General features: G+C 54.9%; 18 protein-coding genes, 6 pseudogenes and 1 riboswitch. Of the genes and pseudogenes, 14 read left to right on the plus strand and 10 right to left on the minus strand.

Annotated features, from left to right (window positions below):
• Nucleotides 1-65: 65 nt before the first annotated feature.
• Nucleotides 66-1,271, minus strand: a complete 1,206-nt coding sequence (locus OCY70_RS00855) for an MFS transporter (RefSeq protein ID WP_213429045.1) — start codon at nt 1,269-1,271, stop codon at nt 66-68.
• 291 nt (nt 1,272-1,562) lie between these two features.
• Between OCY70_RS00855 and OCY70_RS00860 the strand changes: the two genes are divergently transcribed.
• The 5 genes and pseudogenes from OCY70_RS00860 (at nt 1,563) to OCY70_RS00880 (ending at nt 5,406) form a co-directional block, all read left to right on the plus strand.
• Nucleotides 1,563-2,003, plus strand: a complete 441-nt coding sequence (locus tag OCY70_RS00860) for an OsmC family protein (protein WP_213429044.1) — start codon at nt 1,563-1,565, stop codon at nt 2,001-2,003.
• A gap of 62 nt (nt 2,004-2,065) precedes the next feature.
• Nucleotides 2,066-2,383: pseudogene (locus tag OCY70_RS00865) on the plus strand (DUF1349 domain-containing protein); the annotation flags it as partial.
• A gap of 99 nt (nt 2,384-2,482) precedes the next feature.
• A pseudogene (locus tag OCY70_RS00870) lies at nt 2,483-3,024 on the plus strand (TROVE domain-containing protein); the annotation flags it as partial.
• A gap of 29 nt (nt 3,025-3,053) precedes the next feature.
• Nucleotides 3,054-3,850 (plus strand): annotated as a pseudogene (locus tag OCY70_RS00875) (nucleotidyltransferase domain-containing protein).
• A 329-nt stretch (nt 3,851-4,179) separates the two neighbouring features.
• Nucleotides 4,180-5,406 (plus strand): RtcB family protein, encoded by a 1,227-nt coding sequence (locus OCY70_RS00880; protein WP_213429043.1) that lies wholly within the window; start codon nt 4,180-4,182, stop codon nt 5,404-5,406.
• A gap of 474 nt (nt 5,407-5,880) precedes the next feature.
• Here the strand turns inward: OCY70_RS00880 and OCY70_RS00885 are convergent, their stop codons facing one another.
• Nucleotides 5,881-6,432, minus strand: coding sequence for a hypothetical protein (locus OCY70_RS00885; RefSeq protein ID WP_249725278.1), 552 nt, complete (start codon nt 6,430-6,432; stop codon nt 5,881-5,883).
• Between the two features lie 89 nt (nt 6,433-6,521).
• Entirely contained in the window at nt 6,522-6,986 is a 465-nt protein-coding gene (locus tag OCY70_RS00890; protein WP_213429042.1) for a hypothetical protein, read from the minus strand.
• Between the two features lie 460 nt (nt 6,987-7,446).
• On the opposite strand from OCY70_RS00890, the gene OCY70_RS00895 reads away from it, so the two are divergent.
• Entirely contained in the window at nt 7,447-8,010 is a 564-nt protein-coding gene (locus tag OCY70_RS00895; RefSeq protein WP_213429041.1) for an RNA polymerase sigma factor, read from the plus strand.
• A 300-nt stretch (nt 8,011-8,310) separates the two neighbouring features.
• Here OCY70_RS00895 and OCY70_RS00900 read toward each other — a convergent pair whose 3' ends face one another.
• A complete protein-coding gene (locus OCY70_RS00900; protein ID WP_213429040.1) occupies nt 8,311-9,360 on the minus strand; it encodes a lytic polysaccharide monooxygenase in 1,050 nt (349 codons plus the stop codon).
• A 407-nt stretch (nt 9,361-9,767) separates the two neighbouring features.
• Here OCY70_RS00900 and OCY70_RS00905 point away from each other — a divergent pair, with 407 nt between their 5' ends.
• The 3 genes and pseudogenes from OCY70_RS00905 to OCY70_RS00915 all read left to right on the plus strand — a co-directional run bounded on the left by OCY70_RS00905 (nt 9,768) and on the right by OCY70_RS00915 (nt 12,759).
• Nucleotides 9,768-11,012, plus strand: a complete 1,245-nt coding sequence (locus OCY70_RS00905; RefSeq protein ID WP_261944499.1) for an IS110 family transposase — start codon at nt 9,768-9,770, stop codon at nt 11,010-11,012.
• An 859-nt stretch (nt 11,013-11,871) separates the two neighbouring features.
• A pseudogene (locus OCY70_RS00910) lies at nt 11,872-12,479 on the plus strand (arylamine N-acetyltransferase family protein).
• Nucleotides 12,480-12,585: 106 nt separating this feature from the next.
• Complete coding sequence (locus OCY70_RS00915; RefSeq protein WP_213430922.1) at nt 12,586-12,759, plus strand: hypothetical protein; 174 nt, start codon at nt 12,586-12,588, stop codon at nt 12,757-12,759.
• A gap of 217 nt (nt 12,760-12,976) precedes the next feature.
• Here the strand turns inward: OCY70_RS00915 and OCY70_RS00920 are convergent, their stop codons facing one another.
• From OCY70_RS00920 to OCY70_RS00930, 3 genes are all read right to left on the minus strand, one after another.
• The gene (locus tag OCY70_RS00920; RefSeq protein WP_213430921.1) at nt 12,977-13,810 is read right to left on the minus strand and encodes a 1,4-dihydroxy-6-naphthoate synthase; all 834 of its coding nucleotides are present in this window, start codon (nt 13,808-13,810) and stop codon (nt 12,977-12,979) included.
• 2 nt (nt 13,811-13,812) lie between these two features.
• Nucleotides 13,813-14,517 carry a futalosine hydrolase gene (locus OCY70_RS00925; protein ID WP_249725599.1) on the minus strand — a complete coding sequence of 235 codons (705 nt, stop codon included), beginning with the start codon at nt 14,515-14,517 and terminating at the stop codon, nt 13,813-13,815.
• 189 nt (nt 14,518-14,706) lie between these two features.
• Nucleotides 14,707-15,039 carry a hypothetical protein gene (locus OCY70_RS00930; RefSeq protein WP_213430920.1) on the minus strand — a complete coding sequence of 111 codons (333 nt, stop codon included), beginning with the start codon at nt 15,037-15,039 and terminating at the stop codon, nt 14,707-14,709.
• A 364-nt stretch (nt 15,040-15,403) separates the two neighbouring features.
• Between OCY70_RS00930 and OCY70_RS00935 the strand changes: the two genes are divergently transcribed.
• The 3 genes and pseudogenes from OCY70_RS00935 to OCY70_RS36510 all read left to right on the plus strand — a co-directional run.
• Nucleotides 15,404-16,168: an acyl-[acyl-carrier-protein] thioesterase gene (locus tag OCY70_RS00935; protein ID WP_213430919.1), complete on the plus strand. Its 765-nt coding sequence runs from the start codon at nt 15,404-15,406 to the stop codon at nt 16,166-16,168.
• 170 nt (nt 16,169-16,338) lie between these two features.
• Nucleotides 16,339-16,932: a copper amine oxidase N-terminal domain-containing protein gene (locus OCY70_RS00940; RefSeq protein ID WP_249725598.1), complete on the plus strand. Its 594-nt coding sequence runs from the start codon at nt 16,339-16,341 to the stop codon at nt 16,930-16,932.
• A gap of 23 nt (nt 16,933-16,955) precedes the next feature.
• Nucleotides 16,956-17,352: pseudogene (locus OCY70_RS36510) on the plus strand (phosphodiester glycosidase family protein); the annotation flags it as partial.
• Between the two features lie 98 nt (nt 17,353-17,450).
• Here OCY70_RS36510 and OCY70_RS00955 read toward each other — a convergent pair.
• From OCY70_RS00955 to OCY70_RS00965, 3 genes are all read right to left on the minus strand, one after another.
• Complete coding sequence (locus tag OCY70_RS00955; RefSeq protein ID WP_213430918.1) at nt 17,451-17,744, minus strand: hypothetical protein; 294 nt, start codon at nt 17,742-17,744, stop codon at nt 17,451-17,453.
• Nucleotides 17,741-18,547 carry a hypothetical protein gene (locus OCY70_RS00960; RefSeq protein WP_213430917.1) on the minus strand — a complete coding sequence of 269 codons (807 nt, stop codon included), beginning with the start codon at nt 18,545-18,547 and terminating at the stop codon, nt 17,741-17,743. The genes OCY70_RS00955 and OCY70_RS00960 overlap by 4 nt, the downstream gene beginning before the upstream one ends.
• A 188-nt stretch (nt 18,548-18,735) precedes the next feature.
• Nucleotides 18,736-19,572: a helix-turn-helix transcriptional regulator gene (locus OCY70_RS00965; RefSeq protein WP_213430916.1), complete on the minus strand. Its 837-nt coding sequence runs from the start codon at nt 19,570-19,572 to the stop codon at nt 18,736-18,738.
• A 127-nt stretch (nt 19,573-19,699) separates the two neighbouring features.
• Between OCY70_RS00965 and fabF the strand changes: the two genes are divergently transcribed.
• Nucleotides 19,700-20,941 (plus strand): beta-ketoacyl-ACP synthase II, encoded by a 1,242-nt coding sequence (gene fabF, locus OCY70_RS00970; protein WP_213430915.1) that lies wholly within the window; start codon nt 19,700-19,702, stop codon nt 20,939-20,941.
• Between the two features lie 52 nt (nt 20,942-20,993).
• Nucleotides 20,994-21,488, plus strand: a pseudogene (locus OCY70_RS00975) (ATP-binding cassette domain-containing protein); the annotation flags it as partial.
• 151 nt (nt 21,489-21,639) lie between these two features.
• A riboswitch (TPP riboswitch) is annotated at nt 21,640-21,752 on the plus strand.
• Nucleotides 21,753-21,779 lie beyond the last annotated feature (27 nt).

The following is a 21,779-nucleotide window of genomic DNA, read 5'->3' on the forward strand; positions in this document are numbered from 1 at the left end:
GCCTTTTGCGTCGTTCATTCCAGTTTACTGACTGAAGCCTATTCTTTCTTCACAGGCTTCCCAAGCTACATTCTCTGCTCCGCCGATGCGGAGCTCCGCTTCGCGTTGCGCTGCGACCAAGATGCGAGCCCCATCGTGGAGAGGAGCAGGATACCGGTCACCCAGAAGACGGCATGAATGGAGAACACGCCGCTGATCGCGCCCCCGACCAGCGGGCCGAGCATGCCGCCGAGCTGGTTCGCCGTCTGATTCAGGCTGAAGGCGCGGCCCCGGAATTCGCTGTCCGTCGCGCGGACGACGAGGCCGTTCAAGGCCGGAAATACGGCGCAGAAGAAGATGCCGTACGCGAACCGGATGAACGAGAACCACCAAATGTTGTGGAACGGAATCTGGGCGAGCGTCCCGATGCCGCCGGCGAGCAGGCCAATCAGCAGGACGCGCTGGAATCCGACCCGGTCGGCCATCTTGCCCCAGCGCGGCGCGAAGATGATGCTCGCCACCCCGACGAGCGAGAAGACGAAGCCTGCCGCGAGCGAGGCGTTCTTGTCTGAGATGCCGAGCTCGACAATGTACAGCGGCAGCACCGGCTCGATTGTCATGACCGAGAACTGCGTGCAGAGCGACAGAACAAGCACGACTAGCAGCGGCTTATTGTGGGCTGCGAGGCTGAACGTGTGCACGATCGAGACGCGATCCTTGCTCGGCACGAACGATTCTTCCTTGACCCAGAAAATAATGAGCAGTGTCGCCAGGAAGCAGAGCACTCCCGCGCTGCCGAACGCAATCCGGTTGTCGAAGATTCTTGCCAGCACGCCGCCCAGCATCGGCCCCATGATGCTGCCCGTCGCCGTCGCCGTGGACATCATCGACAGCGCATACCCGACCTTGCGCTCCGGCGTATTCGTACCGACCAGCGCGATCGAACCTGGAATGAATCCCGACAGCAGCCCCTGCAGCAGCCGCAGAATGAGCAGCTGAACGGGACTGGTGACGAAGGCCGTCAGCAGATAGATGACGCAGAGCGCCAGCCCGGCCCGGATAATCATCGGCTTCCGTCCGTATTTGTCCCCGATGGCTCCCCAGAACGGAGAAGAGATCGCTCCGGCGAGGAAGGCGCTGCTGAACAGAATCCCGGACCACAGCTCCAAATGTTCCTTGACGCCGATCTGAATCAGGAAGAGCGGCAGAAAAGGAACGACCATGGAGAAGCTGGAAGAGACGATGAATGCTCCGAACCAAAGTATCCACAGATTTTTCTTCCATGTTTCCATTAGATCTTCACTCCCGATATTCCTTTTTCCACGTACGTTTCGATTGGAGTGTCATTCTAACGGCACTCGATATGTCAGACCGAACACATTATCCGCTTCCTATTATACCGCAAGCAGTCAATCTTTTTCTTCTCCGGCGCTGCCGGCGAATGGAGCTTGACTTTGTGGATCGCTGATGCATCAAGGGAAATCGACAGAAAAAATATTTTTTCGCCTACAGCCGTCCGTTTGTAATTTGGATTTTTTAACTGTGTTATAATGAAAGTTAAAATGTGGGAGAGAGGTTATCCTATGCCAGTGGAGACGTTTAAAGCGACCGCGCACCTGCAGGATGGGATGGTGGTAAGGGCAAAATCGAGAAACTTCGAGATCATGATCGATGAACCGAAATCGTTGGGCGGCACCGACACGGCCATGAATCCGGTGGAGGTCGTGCTCTGCGCCCTGGGTGCCTGCCAGTCCATCGTCGCCAGAGCCTATGCGCGCAAGTTCAAGATCGATCTTGAGGAATTCTGGGTGGAAGTAGAAGGGGATCTGGATACGGATGGCTTTATGAACAAGTCGGATGTGCGCCGCGGGTATTCGGAAATCCGTTACAATATTCATATCAACAGCAATGCCTCCTACGAGCAGGCGAAGGAATTCGTAGAGTTCATTGAACGCACTTGCCCGGTCGGCGACACGATCAACAACCCGGTGCGTCTCGTCCTGCAAGACATCGTGTTAGAATAGAAAAGTCCGAGCCTCCTTACTTATTGGGCAACCTCTAATAGGAGGCTTATTTCATTTGTGTTACCGATTTTTGGCAAAAAACGCATTATGGATTTCAAGCGGATAACGGCCATTTTCTCTATGCCGAAGCGACAGGGAACTTCAGACTGACGACGAGAGTTCATTCCTTTCCTGTTCATCGCTATGACCAGGCTGGCGTGATGGTCCGGTATTCGCCCAATACATGGATGAAGTCATCGGTAGAGTATATTCCGGACAGCCCAAATAAGCTCGGTGCCGTGGTGACGAATCACGGCTATTCCGATTGGTCGACGCAAGAGGCGGACGATGGAGACGCGCCGCTCTATTTTCGGATATCAAGAATCGGCAGTGATTTCTACGCCTTCGCGGAGGTGTTCTTGCGGGTCGTGCTGATCCCGTCGGATCTGTCCGACTTCCTCACCATCCTGCAGGGCTTGGGACGCGGGGAGGGCGGACCCGCGATTTTCCTTGACATCTCGGGCTCCATGAGCGGGGAATATTTGCGCATCGGCTCGGTCTTCGCGCTGGCGCTGTACAAGCAAACGCAAGGCAGCTCGCTGTTCTGGCTGTTCGACACGAGAGTCACGGATGCCAAGCCTTCGCGGAAGGACTGCATCCTGAGCCGGCAGAGCGCATTCGTCCCCGCGGAGGGACCGACACCGGCGCGCCGGTGCGCGAACTGCTTCGCCAGCAGAAAAAGGCCGATCGGATCATCATGATTACCGATGAGCAGCAAAATAGCGGCAGCCCGTTCTATGGGGCGTTGACGGAATACCGGGCGAAGGTGAACCGGAACGTGAAGGCGTTCATCGTGGATATCGCGCCGTACCGTTCGGCCATGGCGCCGCCGCAGGATAAGGATACGCATTATATCTACGGGTGGAGCGATCAGGTGCTGGCCTATATCACCCGGACCGTGCAAGGCTACGCGCCGCTGGTCGAGCGGGTAGAAGCGCTGCCGCTGGGGGAAGAGACCGGAAGCGGGATGCCGCCGGCATAACCCATTTTGAGAAAAGAGGAGGGACTTCCATGTCCACACTATCCACGATTCATCAGACAATCAAACAGGAGCTGCGGCAGATCGAACGTCACGAGGGCGTGCGCATCCTCTATGCCTGCGAATCGGCAGCCGGGCGTGGGGGTTCCCGTCGCAGGACAGTGATTATGATGTCCGCTTCATCTATGTGCCGCCCGTGGACTGGTACTTGTCGATCCGGGACCGCAGAGACGTCATCGAGCGCCCGATTAGCGATCAGCTCGACGTGAACGGCTGGGATCTGCGCAAGGCGCTGCAGTTGTTCCGCAAGTCGAACCCGCCGCTGCTGGAATGGCTGGAGTCGCCGATTGTGTACGAAGAGACGCATTCCGTGACGGAGCGCATCCGCAGCCTGTCTTCGGATACATTTTCACCGAAATCATGCATGTATCACTATCTTCATATGGCCAAAGGCAATTACCGCGAATATTTGCAGGGCAGCCAGGTCAAAATCAAAAAATATTTTTACGTGCTGCGCCCGATACTGGCATGCGGCTGGATCGAGAAGCATAACGCCATGCCTCCGGTGGAGTTAGACGCTTTGGTTCGGGAACTTGTTCCCGAAGGAAGCGAGCTGCGCCGCAATATAGAACGGCTGCTGGAGCGGAAGCGCTCGGGGGAGGAATTGGACGTGGGATGCCGAATTCCTTCTATAAATGCGTATCTCGAAGATCGCATCGAGCATTACGAGCGCACGGCGGTTTACCTGATATCGCCGGCTGGACAGCGGCATCAGGATCTGGAGCTCGATGAGCTGTTCCGTTCCGCGCTGCAGGAAGTATGGGCATAGCTGCGCAGCGGGGTCATTTGATTCCAATATGATCTTGATGAACTATTCCTTTTACACATTGAAGGACAATCCGGGCAATGTATATCCGTAATGAGAAGCTGTTTTTTCAAGTGATGTCAGCGCTAGTGAACAGAGGAATGTGTATACGAAAAGAGGATTTTAAAGGCTTGACTTTGGGGATCGACTTGGATGCGAAAGAGGAAGAGGAGTCCTCTCTATATAACATCATATACAGAATATAGTTTTTCTGAATCGAGTTCCCCTTGCCCCCCGGAGAAAAAGACAGACCAATATCAACCACGAATGATGCAGAGTAAGGAGAGTTGACAATGGCATATATAACAACGGACGGCGTGCGCGTATGGGGCCAGCCGGAGGAGAGCGCGGTCGCCCAAGCGAAAACATGCGCGCGCCACGGGCGCGTCGTCCAGGCGCTGTTGATGGCCGACCATCATAAAGGCTACAGCCAGCCGATTGGGGGCGTCATCGTGTATGATGGGCAAATCTCGCCTTCCGGCGTCGGCTATGACATCGCCTGCGGCAACAAGGCGGTGCGGACGAATCTGTACGCCGCCGATATCCAGCCGCGCATCGGTGCGATCATGGATGAGATTGCGAGCAAAATATCGTTCGGCGTCGGACGCAACAATAAAGAGCCGGTGGATCACGAGCTGTTCGACGACCCGGACTGGGCCGTCTATCAGGCGCTTGGCCGCCGCGAGCACGACACGCTGAAGGCGCTGGCACGCAGCCAATTGGGCACGGTGGGCAGCGGCAATCATTACGTTGACCTGTTCGTGGAGCCGGAGAGCGGGAGGCTGTGGATCGGAAATCATTTTGGCAGCCGCGGCTTCGGCCATAAGACGGCGAGCGGGTTCCTGAATCTGGCGGCCGGGCGGGAATTTCTCGGCAAGGCGCCAGGCGAGAGCATGGATCAGCCGCCGGTGCTGCTGGAACTGGACAGCGAGCTCGGCGACATGTACTGCCGCGCCATGAAGCTGGCCGGGCGGTACGCCTACGCCGGCCGGGACTACGTCATCGGCCAAGTATTGTCCATCCTCGGGGCGGAGGCGGACTTCGAAGTGCATAATCACCATAACTTCGCATGGCGAGAACGGCATAACGGGCGGGATACTATCGTCGTCCGCAAGGGGGCCACGCCTTCGGCGCCCGGTCAGCTTGGCTTCATCGGCGGAAGCATGGGCGACATTTCCGTCATCGTGCGCGGCAAAGATTCGGAGGAGAATCGGGATGCTTACTACAGCACGGTGCATGGCGCCGGCCGGATGATGAGCCGCACCCAGGCCGCCGGCCGCATGAACTGGAAGACCCGCACCCGGACGGGCGGACAGATCACGCAGGAGCAGATGCAAGAGGCGGTCCGGAGCTTCGGCGTCGAGCTGCGCGGCGCAGGCACCGACGAGAGCCCATTCGTCTACCGCAAGCTGCAGGACGTGCTCGACGCACACCGGAACACGCTCGACGTGCTGCATGTGCTCAAGCCAATCGGCGTCTGCATGGCCGGAGCGAACGAGTTCGATCCATACAAAGACTAGGCATGTAAGGCGCACCACTGAGACAACATGCTGCGGCAAATCATGAGATCGTTGACTTTTCCTTTGTTTATGAGAACTCAAGCACAGGCACGGGTATGGGGAGCGTCATCTTCGGGGCTTGTTGGCATGGAGTTGTAAGGTGCGATCGCGATCTTCACCGTAAAATTAAAGAGAATATTGAAACTGATGAAGTAAACAAACCAACCACGAAGACTTGAATAGACAGCGAAAAGACGACCGTAATTAGATATAACGGTCGTCTTTACAACGATGGTACTTTGGTGGGAAGCCAGTATTTTGCTTATAACAAATCGTATATGACCAGGAAAGCTACTTCTAAGACGAGCAGATAAATCATATATCTGCCATATTTAAGTGAATCGTCATCAACGTTTGTGCGATACTTTATTGACCATAAAAATAAACCTGCTACCGTAATTAAAAATATTAGTTTTGCAATTACTATAGCTGACACTATAACTTACCACGACACTGCCACCCATAGAGTGCAGCTTCTGCCGCAATACCAACTGCATTTACTTTAAACCCCGCTTTAACTAGTGTTTTCGTAATTAATCGGGCAGCTAGGTCATATTCCTTATTCTTAATATAGGTAAAAATAGCACCCGTTAAAAACTGTCGGGCGATGGTACCATAACTGTCAACGAATTTATTAACTACACATTTTCCAAAATCCGCAACACCCATTGGTTGAATGTCCGCAGCACCAGAATAATAGTTGATTTTTATAAATTCGGATATCTCTAGGGCCGATGACTCTCCTGCATTAAGTCTATCTTGAAACAGCTTCTCGTTTTTCACTACATACCCCTGTTCTGTTAGTTCGCCAACTTCTTCAAAATAAAATCTCAATTCTTCTTGAATTTTGTTTATTTCTCTCATTTCTTCAGCGGAGTACATGGATTCAGATGCCTGGGCGACATAAGGTGAAGAAAAGCCCATGACCATGACAACGACTAACAACAAAACCATCGACCGATAAAGTACACCCTTCTTCAATACCACAGTTAAAATTCCCTCCTCTTTTAATTAAAGCAGGTTCTATACTCATTGAGTATGATCAGGCAACGATAAGGGATTTTCTTTACCTAAGTTTAGTCTGTATACACACGCAGTCTGGCAAGATCCGCTTGTTCATTAGTACTTACTTTCACCACGTATCTTTCATTAGGATAACGTACTTTCATGTATACGACTTCACCCTCTCTAACGTTCGCAAACCATCTTTCATCATCACCATATTCATTTGAAATGCTAATGTTGATCTTGGGCATTTTACTTGTCAAGGATACTGCTTTAACATTCACATAATTATGAGGGGAAACCGTAAAGCTTGCTACGACCGCACCTTGATTACCATCTACGTTTTTTGGGACAGCCAGACTTATTTCTCTATCATAAGACATTGTAGTGATCTGATCAGTTGAGGATGTGCCGGACCCCATGTGAACGGAATCCTTTTCACGGGCCGACACAGAGCCGTTATCCGCTGCAAACACAGGAGTAGCCATTAACATGACAATAATAAGCATTAAAGAAAACAGTTTGTTTACTTTCATGAGACTTATTCCTCCCATTTTTTTGGCTAAAGCGACAACATCAAAAAGCAAATCGGCCTTCAACTAATAAAGGCAACTCACCTCCCGTAAGCCGCTCTTATCTTTTCGGGGGGATTCTTGGCTGTCCACTTCGGCATTAGATACCCTACTTAGATACGCATCAGATGCAAGCGAGCGAATCTACGATTATAACGATTTATCTCCCGCAAACTTGACGAAATAAATGATGCGGGACGAAAAGATTTTTTTGACTCTTATCTGTCCGCGCTTTCGCGGCTATCTTGAGCGCCAATCCAGTTTTCCCTTGACGTCCTGAGAGTTTAAACAAAGCATAATTCCTAAAAATGGAGTATAATATAATCGTGACTGAACATAACAAAATATGTTAGTAAAAAGAAGCTTAATACTTTCAAAATAATCATTCATACATAAAGAAAATCATGGTGTTGGAGGTATAAACATGGAGCAGTGGCTCACGTTTTTACGTCGCAATTTCCATCACCTAGACAATTCATCTCAAGAATTGATTTATCATTCGTTTCGTGAACTGATCTATCGCGACATATACTTTCTGTTCAGGGATCATGCATTAGCCGAAGATGTTGTACAAGAATCCTTCCTAAAAATAGTTGAGCAAGCGCCAAAACTGAGAAATACGATAAATATGAAAGCTTGGATAAAGAAAGTGGCCCGGAATACCGCTTATGATTATTTAAAAAAAAATAAAAAATATCGTTATGTTTCGGACTTGCAACTCGTTAAGGAAAGTGAATTCTTTTCCCCATCCATACAAGTTACGATACCCGATCAGGTGGAAGAACAAGTTCGTGATGAAATGCTTCATGAAGCTCTCAACCAGTTGAATATAAAATACCGGAATGTGTTATTTTTATTTTACGTGGAAGAAAAATCATACCGGGAAATTGCAGAAGAATTACAAGTATCGGAACAAGCTCTCGGCCAAACATTAACAAGAGCGCGCAAGAAATTATTACATTACTTTTCAAGAAAATGGGTTGAATAAAACGAAAACATTTTCAGCAGGAAGGGCTGCACTTATAAGAACGCAATGGCAGTAGCCAACATGATGCCTGACTCGACGGGATAATGATGCAAAGAGCCGCAACGTGTAAGGGGATTACTACAATTAATATGGGTGCCAAGCTGCCAAGGGGGCGACCGGGGGCAGCGAGATTATATGATGCAAGTTCGTGTCCGCAATGTGTTAAGGGCGGGCATTCTATATGTAGTGATATAGCAGGACAGGCTAACGGGCGTATTCGCACCGTTAGCCTGTGTCATAAGGGGGCTTATCAGGTTTGGCTTAGAGTTTTTTCCATACTTCCGCTTGTCCTGGCTCTTCGCCGGATGTCCACCAGCGCGCCTCGTAGACAGCGCCATTATGCGTTACCCGGTCGCCTCCAACGTAGATCTTGCTGGCGTCCCAAGCCGGATATTGCGAACCGCTGTCGCCCAACGTTTTGACGGTCAGGGCCGCAGAGGGCTGCGATTTGTTTCCTGCCGTATCGACGGCTCTTATTGTGTATGTGTAGGAAGTATTTTCCGTTAATCCCGTATCGGTGTACGAGGTCTGTGCCGTCGTTCCGACCAGCGTGCCGTTGCGGTATACTTCGTACTGCTGGATTCCATTCGGGCTTGAAGAAGGGCTCCACGTCAAGGAGATGCTCGTCTCCGTCTGCGAAGGCGAAGCTACGCTTGCAGGAACGGATGGCGTCACGCCGCCGGAACCATTGTTCAAGTTGACGTCAATGACTTGATAGAACGCATTGCCGGTATCGGCAATTTCCCAGACACCGAGGATGATATGATAGCCGCTGCGATCGGTCGGAACGCTGCATTGATGCGATACGGAATTGTTAGGCTTTTGCCCGCCGTCATTATAGTAGCAGAACGGGTCCGGCTCAAGCTGGGCCCGAGTCAATGGCTGATTCGGATTCCAGTCTTTTTTCGTAATATAGTATTTCCACTCTTTCGTGGCATGCGGCGCGGTCAGATACCAAGTGAAGGTGTTGTTGCCGCCGTTCATATTGACTTTATTCCAGCGGGTAGACGATTGCGCATCCAACTCCGGGAACACGCCGCCGCCAGCGATATGGTCATCTTCCGGACCGCCGATCGGGAAGTTGCCCTTCGCTTCGATGCTTTGCGGCTCGTACTCTACGAGTCCGCAATTGGTGTTCTCCCCGAGCTTGCATTGATAGGCGCGGCTGGGCGGGGATTCGATATAGCCATGGGCGGACGCCTGCTCAGCGAATACCATCATGCAGAAGAAGGCGGCCAATACAGCGCCGAGAGCGACAAACAGCGGGGAAACTTTGGATGCTAGCGGATTCCATACTCGCAATTGATTCATAACAATACCTCCTCGTATAGTATTTCCTGAAGGCAGTTTTGAGTCTTTTTCCAGTCCTTTATAGAAACATAGAATGCCTTCAAAATTTCCAGCTTGCACATTGAAAATTAATATGGGGACTGGACTTTCCGGAATGTCTCTGGACAATGGAACTTAGGGTTCCATTCGGGGAAATTCGTCTCCCTCCTGTAGTCCAATCTACTTTTTAAGTCTGTTTCTCCGGTACTCGCTTGCACTTCTTACCCGCTGGCTGTTCCCTTCGGCAACTCATGCCCGACTGTAGCAGCGTCGGGGCAGCTCGTGAACCGAAGCGTGTTCTCATATGCGAGGGTGATTGATCGGCGAGTGCGCCGGAGACAGTCCGGAGAGTCCGTTCCCTGAATCCCTTATAGAAAGGAGGAATTCTCTTGAAGCTTTTTGTCGGTATTGACGTCAGTTCCGAAGAACTGGAAGCCTGTTTGATGAAATCGGATGGCGACACCCTGGAGACCTTCAAGACCACCAACAATCTGCACGGCGCTTCTTACTTGCGGGATCGCATCATTTCTGCTGCGGTCAAGACAGCCTGCTCTGAGGTTCATATCGGGCTTGAAGCCACATCCGTCTACAGTTGGCATCCAGCCATGTACTTGCATGAGGATGAGGCCCTTCAACAATTGAATGCCAAGGTGTTCACCATTAATCCGAAGCTGATTAACAAATTCAAAGACGCTTATGCCGACCTGGACAAAACCGATCGCATCGATGCCTGGATCATTGCAGACCGCCTGCGTTTTGGCAGACTCACGACGACTATCGTGATGCAGGAACAGTACATCGCCTTGCAGCGGCTCACTCGCATGCGATTCCATCTCGTACACAACCTTACCCGCGAGAAGCAATACTTTTTGCAAAATCTGTTCTACAAGTGCAATGCTTTTCGCGCGGAGGTGGACAGTTCCGTGTTCGGCCATGCCATCATGGAAATGCTCTCGGAAAAGTATAGTCTGGATGAGATGGCGAATATGGATGTCGCCCGTTTGGCTGACTATCTCAAGGACAAGGGGAGAAATCGTTTCCCCGATCCCGAACACGTCGCCCGCTGTATTCAAAAGGCGGCTCGGGCCTCGTACCGTCTCTCGAAGGTTGTCGAGGATTCCATTGATTTGGTGCTGGGCACCTCAATTCAGTCGATCCGGAGCATCCAGAGTCAGCTTAAAGAGCTCGACAAGGCGATTGAGCGCATTTTAGACGGCATTTCCAGCAGCCAGTGCCTCCGTTCCATTCCGGGCATTGATCGGGTCTATGCCGCAGGCATCCTGGCCGAGATCGGCGACATCGACCGCTTCACGGATCAAGCCGCCTTGGCCAAGTATGCGGGTCTGACGTGGCGCAAGCACCAATCCGGCTCCTTCGAGGCGGAAGATACAAAGCGCATTCGTTCCGGCAACCGATTCCTTCGCTACTACCTTGTTGAAGCTGCCAACTCGGTAAAAAACCGCGACCCGGAATTCGGGGAGTACTACCGGAAGAAATTCAATGAAGTCCCTAAGCATCAACACAAACGTGCCCTCGTCTTAACGGCAAGAAAACTTGTGCGTCTGGTCGATGTGCTGCTACGCAACGACCAACTCTATACGCCCAGAAGGAAGGTGAAGCCGACAGAGCAATAATGCCTTGGCTCATGAATTTTCTTCTCTAATTCCCAGTTAAATTATGGTATTTTACTTAATTTTCGACTGGGTCTAGTTTGGTGATGCCTTTTTTGGGATTGATCCTGCTGCACGCCAAGGAAATTTTCCAATTCTCATCAATCAGGGACTTGACATCATACCGCTGGACTAAAAGTTGAATTTGGACAAGCTCTACACAACGCCGGACCGTTGCTATTGAAGAGATGACCACCTCCTTTATAGAATGTAAACGTTTTAAATTAAAGTTATCTCGTTTTAACTTTTCCGTAAAAAAGAAAAGCAATCGGTAAAAATGACGAAATCGTGTCATTTACAGCAAGAAAGCAGAAGTCAGGTCATGGATTGGAAGCTGGAATTGTCCGCTGATCGTTATTGTTGATTGATTATCAGGTTGGACTGGAGCTGTCACGTGTTGGCGGCATCTTTCACATAGTCAGGGTATGCTCGCAAGGTGCCGAAAATGAAGTCGGATTTACAAATGAAGGCTGCGTGTCGCCGCGTTAACTCCCCAGCATTTGACAGGAGGGTCGAGAAGCGGGACATTCGTTGGTTTTATATTACAAAATTTTAACCAAATTGGCTATAACTAATTTTCATTATTTTGGAATAAAGTCAAATTGCATCCTTTGGTTGGAGAAATATCCGAGGACGACTTTCCATCTTATCGTGAATATGAAGAGGGATATCTATCCTTCCTTCACTTTATGTCAGCGTTGTGATGATGGCTTAGATTCCAGTAAGATAGTATTATCTAGTCGTTCGGCGAAAGCTTCCGGACCATCTTGTTGGGAGATGCGGATGTTGCTATGATGGGAGGAAACATAGAGGTAAGGAGACGATGAAGTTGGAGAGACGCGAGCATTTGAAGTCTGATGTATACGCTTACTTGAAGCGGATAGGCTATGACGGCCCGCTTGATGGAAGCGCCGCTGTGCTGGCCGATCTGCAGGAATGTCATCTGCATGCCGTGCCTTACGAAAACTTTGATATTTTGAACCGCGTGTCGTTGTCGCTGGATATTCCTGATCTTATAGATAAAATGATAATACGCCGCCGGGGCGGTTACTGCTTCGAGCTCAATGCCCTGTTCGGATGGCTGCTTCGGGAGCTTGGCTATCCGGTCACCGATTTGATGGCCCGCTTCTGGCGGGATGAACCGAATCTTCCGCCCAAGCGCCGCCACCAGGTTCTGCAAGTTAAGGCCGGAAGCGAGACGTACCTGTGCGATGTCGGGGTAGGCGGAATTCGTTCTGGTGCGAGTATGCGCCGGAGTCCATTTTTACCCAGCAAGCGATGGCTGCTATCCGTACTCGCGAAGGTCGAAATACGCTCGCCGGAGATGAATTCCGCATCTTCACGGCCGATGGCGTCCACACCTTTGTCCCGGAGACGAAGGAGCAATATGATGAAGCATTGAAAACCTATTTCGGCATCGAGCTCGGTTAAGCCTGAGGCCGCACGGCAAAAAGGGGCTGTCCAATAAATCAATGAAAAATGAGGAAGGGCAAGACGGGATAGCTGCGAATTGCGGAGGTGGGGGAGACGGTGAGATGTGACGAATGTGGAGGTGGGAGAGACAGCGGCGGGACGAGCGGCGGAAGAGGGGGAGGCAGCGAATCCTGCATATGTGCAGGAATTTACGCGATTTCATCAGCGATCTGATGCCATTCCTGCAAAAATGCATCATTTTCGCCGATTTTTTCTTTCAATCCATTGGTATAGCTGAAGTTCCTGCGGTTTTGCAGGAATTCCTTTAACGGAGGAAACTTCACAAGGGAAAACTGTAATTTCGCAGTTTTTTTGGCAAGTCGATTTGTAAGAAGCAAGCGGGGGTGTCTCACTGTAGCAAAAAACTACTTATGGGACAGCCCCTTTTTACTCTCTTCGATTCATCGGGTTCCGTTCCGTCCCGCAGGCAGAGCTGCTTGGCGGTGAACGGAAGGCTACAATCGCAGCAGGGCCGGATCAAAGGCTGGTACAAGCCCTTCGTCTGCCGCTCTTCTCAGAAGAGCATCCACGGCTGCGTATCCGTCCTCGCCCAGGTTTGCGGTGAACTCGTTCACATAGAGATTGATATGCGCCTGCGCCACCTGCGGATCCATTTCCTGCGCGTGGTGGAGCACGTAGGACTGGGACGCCTTCGGATGCGCCCAGGCATACTCCACGGACGCGCGCGCCCATTTGGCAATCTTGCCTGCATCAAGGGTCCGGCGGGCAATGATCGCCCCGAGGGGGATTGGCAGGCCGGTATCCGCTTCCCACCAGCTCCCCATATCGGCCAGCAAGGTCAGCCCGTAAGACGGGTAGGTGAAGCGCGCTTCATGGATGACGAGTCCGGCGTCGATATGGCCGTCGCGCACCGCCGGCATAATCTGATGGAACGGCATGACAACGATCTCCCCTACGCCGCCGGGCACATGCTTCGCCGCCCACAAGCGGAACAGCAGATAGGCCGTCGAGCGCTCGCTCGGCACGGCCACGCGCCGGCCGCTGAGCGCCGCCGGATCGCTTCCGGCTTCCTTCGTCAGCACGAGCGGGCCGCAGCCTCGGCCGAGCGCGCCGCCGCAAGGGAGCAGCGCGTACTCGGACAGCACCCAGGGAAGCGCCGCATACGAGATTTTAAGGACCTCCGGACCCTGAGCGCTGGCGGCCAGACCGTTCGTAATATCGATGTCCGCATAGGTGACATCCAACTCCGGCGCTCCGGGAACAAGCCCGTGCACCCAGGCATGGAATACAAACGTATCGTTCGGACAAGGGGAAAAGGCAATTTTCATGATTACAGCACCTCCGGTAAGACTGAACAAGCGGCTTCCAATGCTTTCAGCGCCTCTGGGATGCGCCATGCCGCCCGGTTGCGCGGGCCGACCGCGTTCGAGATCGACCGGATCTCGAATGCCGGCAGGCCGAACTGGCGGGCGGCCACAGCGACGCCGTATCCTTCCATCGCTTCGGCGGCGGCCCCGGGCACACGCTGCGCGAGCATGGCAGCCGTCTCGGCCGTGCCTGTCACCGTGGACAGGGTCAGCACGGGTCCGGCGCATGCCTGCAGCGGAATGGCCTGCAGCGCTTGACAGATACGCTCGGCCGTATCGGCATCGACCGGTATATAGACCGAGCCGAAGCCAAGCTCGTCCACGCTGCAGAAGCCGTCTGGCGTCTCCGCCCCCAGGTCGGCCGCGATGATCGAGCTGGCCACCACGACGGAGCCGACATCGGCCCGCTCCGCGAAGCCGCCCGCAATGCCGGCGCACACGGCAGCGCCATAATCAGCGGCAGCCAGCTCCCGTGCGGTGCTCGCTGCCGCTGCGGCCGTACCGACGCCGCCGACGATTACGTTGAAGCGGGCGTCTCCGTCCAACCCGCGCAGGACGGCATCCCGCTCGGCGGGCACGGACGTTACAATGAGGATGCGATGTCCCGTTCCCGCTATCTTGCTGCGGAGAGGGGAGGCATCCACCTTATCGTTATGATGTGAACTCATATGAACTGACTCTCCTTGAATGTAGTTCCAGCCGGAACATTGTCCTACCTTCACGTTATCCGCTTCACGCCCGGAAGTAAAGGGAGTCCGGACAGGATTTTAGACGTAGGGCAACCTTCTACCTAGGAATGTGTTTATAGTAACATATGAAGGCAACAATGTGCATCGCATAAAAAAACGCCCCGAAACCTACTGGTTTCGAAGGCGGTTGATTTCTAATTCATGTTGAGCCGTTTTATGATAGGTGTACTCTATATCTTTGGTCAAGGAATCGATTTTATGGGAAATGAGATGGAGCATGGCGTGGATATCGCTAGGTTGTGACAGTTCCATCTGTGACCGGGAAGTCTTGACTTGTTTAACTTCACTCTCAATCGCCTCCAGCCGTAAGTCCATGTTGTCAAGGCGGTAGTCGACTTTATCGAGGCGTTGTTCAACCTGATCAAAACGTGTGTCCATCTTGTCTAGACGCTGCTCAACATTCTCGAGGCGCTGCTCGACCTGATCGAACCGCTGGTCCATTATGTCGAGGCGCTGCTCGACTTGATCGAACCTTCCGGATATATCTTCTCGGTCGCGCAGCAGGATCCTTCTGAGTTAAGGGGATAGCCTGTCGAACCTTGTTTTTTCCTGACCGGAGGGGAGAACAGTGCTAAGGTGGCGCTAAGGGTTGCTCAGACGGGAGAATGACGCAAAGGATTGCTCGATGGGAGAATGGCCCAAAGGGCAAAGGCTTGATCAAAGGATATCGCAGACATTGCAGACACTGCAGGCCCGTCCCGAGTCATGCATTTCCCTAGTGCCATCTGATTGAGGTACAATAAAGCTGTTCCAACCACTCGCGAAAGGCGAGGAAGGCTCAAGGCAGACAAGGAGATGTTCGGACATGGGAGTACAGTGGCGCGAGAAGCATTACATCCATTCGGACAATTGTGATTATAAGAAGCGGTGCAAGCTGTCGACGCTGCTCGAATGGATGCAGCGGGCGGGCGATGCGCAGCTCGGGCACTACGGGGTATCGCTGGACGAGATGATCCGGCAGGGCATGGCCTGGATGCTGGTTACGATCGATCTGGAGTGGAAAAGGCTTCCCGTCTACGGCGAGACGATCGAGATTGTGACATGGAACCGGGGGGCGACCGGCGTACAGTGGCAGCGCGATTTCCGCATTTACGGCCCGGATGGCGTGGACTGGGTAGCGCAGGCCCGGACTTCATGGGTGCTGGTCGATCTGAACAAGCGCCGCATTCTTCGCGCATCGGCCTGTCCTTACGACCTGCCGGTGCATCCCGATGATTGCGTAGGCGGCATGCCGCGCAAGGTCGAGGTTCCGGCCGGCCTGAACCAGGAGCATGCTTATGAGATGACGGTGCGGCTAAGCAGCATCGACATGAACGGGCATCTGAACAATGCGCGTTTTGGCGATATTTGCCTTGATGCGATGCAGCCGGATGAACTGGAACGGGGGCTGTCCCGGTTCCGCATCACGTATCACCGGGAAGCCGTCTTGAACGACAAGATTACGGTCATCCGCTCCGCATGGCAGGATGGTCATTGCTTCATCAGCGGGTTATCCGATGAAGGCACGGCGTATTTCGATGCGTTGATTGCAGCGGATCGGGACGAAATGCAGAGGAATGAAGTGGAATAGACAGCAACGGACAGGAGCGAAATTGGCTCCTGTTTTCTTTTTTATCCAGGAAAGAAGACATCGGTCAAAGAGACTGGTTAATCGACTCGAGCAGGCAGGACGGGGAAACCGATGCCGGAACCCCGGTACTCTGCCGGGATATTCATCAGAAGAGAATGGGAGCAGAGAGAATGAAGAAGACAGCAATCATGGCAGCGCTAGGCGCAGCCTTCCTCGCGGCGGTCTTGGGCCAGGATAGCGAGACTCAGGCCGCGGGGCGCAGCGTCGGGTATATGGATACGGCGGCGAACCGCACCTTCGTGCCGATCCGATACTTAAGCGAGCAGATGAAGTATCAAGTGAAATGGGACAAGGCTGCCCAGCGCATCGATGTGCCCGCGAATGAGGACACGTTGTCCTTGACGGTCGGGAGCAAGAAGGCCCAGGTAAATAACGCGGTGAAGCAGATGGATGCGGCGCCTTTTGTCGAGGGAGGGACGACCTATGTTCCGATTCGCTTCGTCGGAGAAGCGATGAAGCTACAGATGAAGTGGGACAAGGCGGCCTCCGCGCTCGTGTTCGCTACGGACAAGGGGACACAGAAGCTGCTGGTCGTCTCCATGGAGCGCTTGAACCAAGCCGCTGCTCCCATGGAGAGCAGAAAACATTCACCGTCGGCAAGAAGCGCATTTCCGCTTCGATCGTGGAGGTCGATCTGCTTCATCCGAAGATCCGGCTCGATGTGGCGGTGGCCGGAGGCAAGATTGGCTCCGTGGACAGCCTGAAGCATATGGCGGATACGAGCAAGGCGGCGGTGGCGATGAACGGGACGTTTTTCGATGCGTATACGAAGACGAGCTACAAGCCGCCGTACGGACATATCGTGAAAAAGGGCGAGTTGGTGCATCCAAGTCTGGCCGACCGCCGAACCGTGCTCGTGTTCACGAAGGACAATGAGGTGGAATTCGTGAAGGGCAAGGAGTTCCCGCAGCGCTGTCGGCATAACGTCGGACCATAAGCTGATTCTGCTGACGACTTCCGGGGCCACGATTCCGGACCTGGCTCAGATGATGAAGCAGGCCGGCGCGCAGCAGGCGATGAATCTGGATGGCGGGGCATCAAGCGGGCTGTATTACAAAGGCAAATATATCACCTCTCCTGGCCGGGAGATCAGCAACGCGCTGCTCGTCCATTACGGCTACTGATAGATAAGCGGGAGGCATGAACGCGTTGGCGGCTTCCTGCCGCGGGTTCGCGACGGACAAGGCCCACGCCGGCAAGCGAGCGTGGGTCTTGCTGTATGCTAGGACGCGGTCGTCACGAATATGCTGAGCGGCGTATTCGATTCACCGGCGGTCATGAGGGAGAAGGTGAAGGTGGACAGGCCTTCCGGCGCCTCATATTCGGCAATCCGGCATGCATCCTTGTTCGTCGGCAGCGCCGGAATGCGGAACACCTCCCCGCCGATCCGGACGGCGCCGGCATATTTTCCCCCGCGGGGATTGACCCAAATGTGGACCTTGGCCGGCGTACCCGTATCGTTCCGGATCGGAAGGCTCACCGTGTAAATCGCGCCGAATTGGGCGATATTGTTCACCGCTCCGCTGCCGCTGAGCGGATCGCTGCTGCCGGCCGTGAACAGCAGGTCTGGGGCGGGCTTCCCCCGAATTGGCGCGATTTCGCCAAGGCGCGATAATTATGCGTCGTCCCGCCGACCTCGTATTCCGGCATAAGCGCCAACGTCTCCGAGAACGGCCAACTGCCGCGCGGATGCGGCTGCCCGGCGGCAGACAGCGGCTCCGATACGATCGTTCTCAGATCGGCAGCGGCGCTGCGGCTGCCCGCGGTCCGCACGACATAATGAAGCGGCCCCTCCCCTGAGCTCCGGAAGACAGTGAATTCATAAATGAAACCGATAAGATGGCCATGCGGCACCTCCCGGGCTTCGATCAGACCGACCTCCTGCGCCAACGGCCTGCAATCGGCCGCAGCATGGTCTTCCATCGTCCCGGCCAAGCAGGACGCGGCCAGACATTGGCCCGCTTCGACCAGTATGTTGGCGGACGCGTCCACGATCCGCACTTCCCGCTTGATATCCCGAATCTGGATTGCGTTCGCTGCGGATTGATTCTCCAGGGTCAGGCCCAACCGCAGCGGCCGGCCGGTCTGATTGATATGCCAGCCCATCACCCGGTGCTTCACCTGATCCTCGCCGCTCTGGACCACATCATGCCAGAGCGTCCCGCCCGCCTCGGGGAAGCTGGCCGCATCGAGCACCTCCGGATTGTCGCTGAGCATCAATCTGCGGCGGCTGCCTGGCGCCGCGGCGGCAACTTCTTGGAATGGATAAGCCGCCTCCATCTTGCTTGCGGATAATTCAGGCTGCTTGCATCTCATCATTCGTGTTCGCCTCCATCTTCGTGATTGGCGAAGAGCGCGAATGGGAACCGGATGTACCGGCGGCTTTTCCCGCCTTCCAGCGACCCGATTCCGTTAGGAATTCGCGCCTTCACTTTATTAGGCAATTCGGAACCATGATGTACAACCTGGGTGCGCAAAATTTTTTCACTCTCGCTGGCGGGGCCGAATCAGCGGTCCATCAGCTTCACCAGCTTGAATTCGGTTGAGGATTCGGGCGCCGGCGTGTAGATGCTGCAGCGCAGATCGGCGTCGCCCTGCACCTGCAGGGAAGTCAGATGGAACAGCATTTTCCCCGCCCGGGCATGTCTGAACTCAATGACGACCTCCGGGGCGGTGCTTACCTGGCTCTGGTTCCATAACCGCTGGAAGTCCGGGTGAACCTCCTTCATCTCCTCCAGGAAGCGATCATACCATTCATCCTCTACGTACTGGCCGTAATACGCGCGGAATATCGACAGGAATCCTTTGACGAAATGCTCCCAGTTGACCGCCAGGCTCTGGAATTCCTTGCGCGTGAACAGCAGGCGGATCATATTCCGCTCTTCCGGCGGGATGACAGTGAAATCGAGGAAGACATGAGACGCCGCCTCGTTCCACCCGACGATATGGCAGCGCCGATCCGACACGATCGTCGGACAATGCCGCAGCTCCTGCAGAATCCGCTGCAGGGCGGGACTGATCTGCGGTTCTTCCTCTTCCCGCACGGCGGGGCCGGCCCCTCCCTCCAAGGCGAGCGCATACAAATATTTGCGCTCGTCCACGGTCAGCTTCAAGGCGGCCGCGACACTGTCCAGCACCGAAGCCGACACCTGAATATCCCGTCCTTGTTCAAGCCAGGTATACCATGTCGTGCTCACGCCCGCCAATTGGGCGACCTCCTCGCGGCGAAGCCCGGGCGTCCGGCGCCGGGTTCCTGCCGGAAGCCCTGCCGATTGGGGAAGGATCTGCGCCCGCTTGGCGCGCAGGAACTCGGACAGCATCTGCAATCGGGTCGGTGAATTCATCGATGGCACCTCACACTCTATAATCTGGTACTAATTATACTAGGATAAACAACAACTTGTAATAGGATAACCGCTATGACAAAATAAATCCGACACGACAACCAGTACGGTGAAGGAGGACGTGGATATGGAGAGAGTCGTCATTACAGGGATGGGAGCCATCACGCCGCTTGGCCAGGATACGGATACCCTATGGCAGGGGCTGATTCGCGGGCAGTCGGGAATCTCCGCCATCGATGCGTTCGATGCTTCCTCCTGCAAGGTCCGCATCGCGGGCCAGGTGCGGGACTTCGATGCGGAAGCCCGCTTCGGGCGCAAGGAAGCGCGGCGGCTGGACCGCTTCACCCAGTTCGCCCTGGCGGCGGCCGAGGAAGCTTACCGCCAAGCGGAACTCGACCGCTGGAGCGGGCTGGACGGCGAGCGGATGGGCGTCTATGTCGGATCGGGCATCGGCGGCATCCGGACGATGCTGCAGCAGGAGGCGCTCCTGCGCGAACGGGGGCCGGATCGGGTCAGCCCGACGCTTGTTCCGATGATGATCGCGAATATGGCCGCAGCCCAGATCAGCATCCGGTATGGCGCGCTCGGGCCGTCGATGGCCCCCGTGACGGCATGCTCGATCGGGAACACGGCGATCGGGGAGGCGTTCCGCCTGATTCGGGCGGGCGGCGCGGATGTCGTCATCGCCGGCGGAACTGAGGCGGCCCTTACGGATTTGGCGTTGGCCAGCTTCGGCAACGCGACGGCATTGTCGGCCTGTAATGACGAGCCGGAACGGGCGAGCCGCCCCTTCGATCGGGGGCGGGACGGATTCGTGATGGCGGAAGGCGCCGGCATCGTTATCCTGGAGTCGCTGACGCATGCGCTGCGCAGAGGGGCGCCGATCTTCGCGGAGGTCATCGGCTATGGAGCGAGCTCCGACGCGTATCATATGGTGGCGAGCCATCCGGAGGGGCGCGGGGCGAGTCAGGCGATGAGAGCGGCGCTGCGGGAAGCGGGAATCGCGCCGGAGGAGGTGGGCGTCATCAGCGCCCATGCGACCAGCACCGAGGTCGGCGACCTGTCGGAGACGCGCGCGATTCACGATGTATTCGGCGAGGATGCGTTCCGCATTCCGGTCACCGCCAACAAATCGATGCTCGGCCATATGCTGGGCGCGGCGGGCGGCGTCGAAGCGATTGCGCTCGTGAAGACGCTGCGGCAAGGCATCGTGCCGCCGACGATCAATCTGGAGGAGCCGGATCCGGCTTGCGACCTCGATTATGTTCCCCATACGGCCCGCCGGATCGAGGCCCGGATCGGCATCTCGAATTCCTTCGGCTTCGGCGGGCATAATGCCGTCATCGCCTTGCAAGCTTACGAGGCGTAGCGGCGGGCGGCCGATCGGGACGGATCGGCCGAGCGTCGGGGTGTGAAGCGGCCGGCAGATCGGAATCGTGCAGCAGGATGTGTTCCTGTTCGCGGGCACGCTGCGCGAGAACATTGCCTGCGGGAAGCTCGGCGCGAGCGAGGACGAGATTATGGAGGCCGCGCCGGGCGCGGCTGGAGGGTTCATCCGTTCGCAGCCGCTTGGGCTGGACACGGTCGTGGGCGAACGGGGCGTGAAGCTGTCCGGCGGGCAGAAGCAGCGGCTGGCCATCGCCCGCATGTTCCTCAAGAATCCGCCGATTCTGATTCTCGACGAGGCGACGTCGGCGCTGGACACCGAGACCGAAGCGGCCATCCAGCAGTCGCTGGCTGAACTGGCGGCCGGGCGGACGACGCTGATCATCGCCCATCGCCTGGCTACGATCAAGCATGCGGACCGCATCATCGTCGTCAATGAAGACGGCATCGCCGAGCAGGGGCGGCATGACGAGCTGCTGGCGCTGGGCGGCAGCTACAGCCGGCTGCATCAGGCCCAGTTCGGGGCATAACGCTATTCTTGGCCGGCATGATAGGCACGGGTTATGGTGACTCCACCGATGGGATAGCGGCGAAGATTCGGGGACCGCTTCTTCTTCGCCTCTCGGCCATCCGCCATTGCCAACCAATCGGGAATGCGGTATTATAGGGGCGATTACATATTCATACAAGTTCGGGTGCTTGAGGAGTCAGGCTGAGATAGTAGCCAGTATACCGCTACGGACCGTTAATCTGATCTGGATAATGCCAGCGTAGAGAACCAGTGTATTTGTCGTGCGATCATGCCTGCAGGATGATCATCG

It is taken from the genome of Paenibacillus melissococcoides, from assembly GCA_944800085.1.
GTDB classification, from domain to species: Bacteria; Bacillota; Bacilli; order Paenibacillales; family Paenibacillaceae; genus Paenibacillus_B; species Paenibacillus_B melissococcoides.

Excerpts from the sequence above, each read along its gene's own strand:
- OCY70_RS00855 (WP_213429045.1), bottom strand. The coding sequence starts at position 1,271 with ATGGAAACATGGAAGAAAAATCTGTGGATACTTTGGTTCGGAGCATTC.
- OCY70_RS00860 (WP_213429044.1), top strand. The coding sequence starts at position 1,563 with ATGCCAGTGGAGACGTTTAAAGCGACCGCGCACCTGCAGGATGGGATG.
- OCY70_RS00880 (WP_213429043.1), top strand. The coding sequence starts at position 4,180 with ATGGCATATATAACAACGGACGGCGTGCGCGTATGGGGCCAGCCGGAG.
- OCY70_RS00890 (WP_213429042.1), bottom strand. The coding sequence starts at position 6,986 with ATGAAAGTAAACAAACTGTTTTCTTTAATGCTTATTATTGTCATGTTA.
- OCY70_RS00895 (WP_213429041.1), top strand. The coding sequence starts at position 7,447 with ATGGAGCAGTGGCTCACGTTTTTACGTCGCAATTTCCATCACCTAGAC.
- OCY70_RS00900 (WP_213429040.1), bottom strand. The coding sequence starts at position 9,360 with ATGAATCAATTGCGAGTATGGAATCCGCTAGCATCCAAAGTTTCCCCG.
- OCY70_RS00920 (WP_213430921.1), bottom strand. The coding sequence starts at position 13,810 with ATGAAAATTGCCTTTTCCCCTTGTCCGAACGATACGTTTGTATTCCAT.
- OCY70_RS00925 (WP_249725599.1), bottom strand. The coding sequence starts at position 14,517 with ATGAGTTCACATCATAACGATAAGGTGGATGCCTCCCCTCTCCGCAGC.
- OCY70_RS00930 (WP_213430920.1), bottom strand. The coding sequence starts at position 15,039 with ATGGACCAGCGGTTCGATCAGGTCGAGCAGCGCCTCGAGAATGTTGAG.
- OCY70_RS00935 (WP_213430919.1), top strand. The coding sequence starts at position 15,404 with ATGGGAGTACAGTGGCGCGAGAAGCATTACATCCATTCGGACAATTGT.
- OCY70_RS00940 (WP_249725598.1), top strand. The coding sequence starts at position 16,339 with ATGAAGAAGACAGCAATCATGGCAGCGCTAGGCGCAGCCTTCCTCGCG.
- OCY70_RS00960 (WP_213430917.1), bottom strand. The coding sequence starts at position 18,547 with ATGATGAGATGCAAGCAGCCTGAATTATCCGCAAGCAAGATGGAGGCG.
- OCY70_RS00965 (WP_213430916.1), bottom strand. The coding sequence starts at position 19,572 with ATGAATTCACCGACCCGATTGCAGATGCTGTCCGAGTTCCTGCGCGCC.
- fabF (WP_213430915.1), top strand. The coding sequence starts at position 19,700 with ATGGAGAGAGTCGTCATTACAGGGATGGGAGCCATCACGCCGCTTGGC.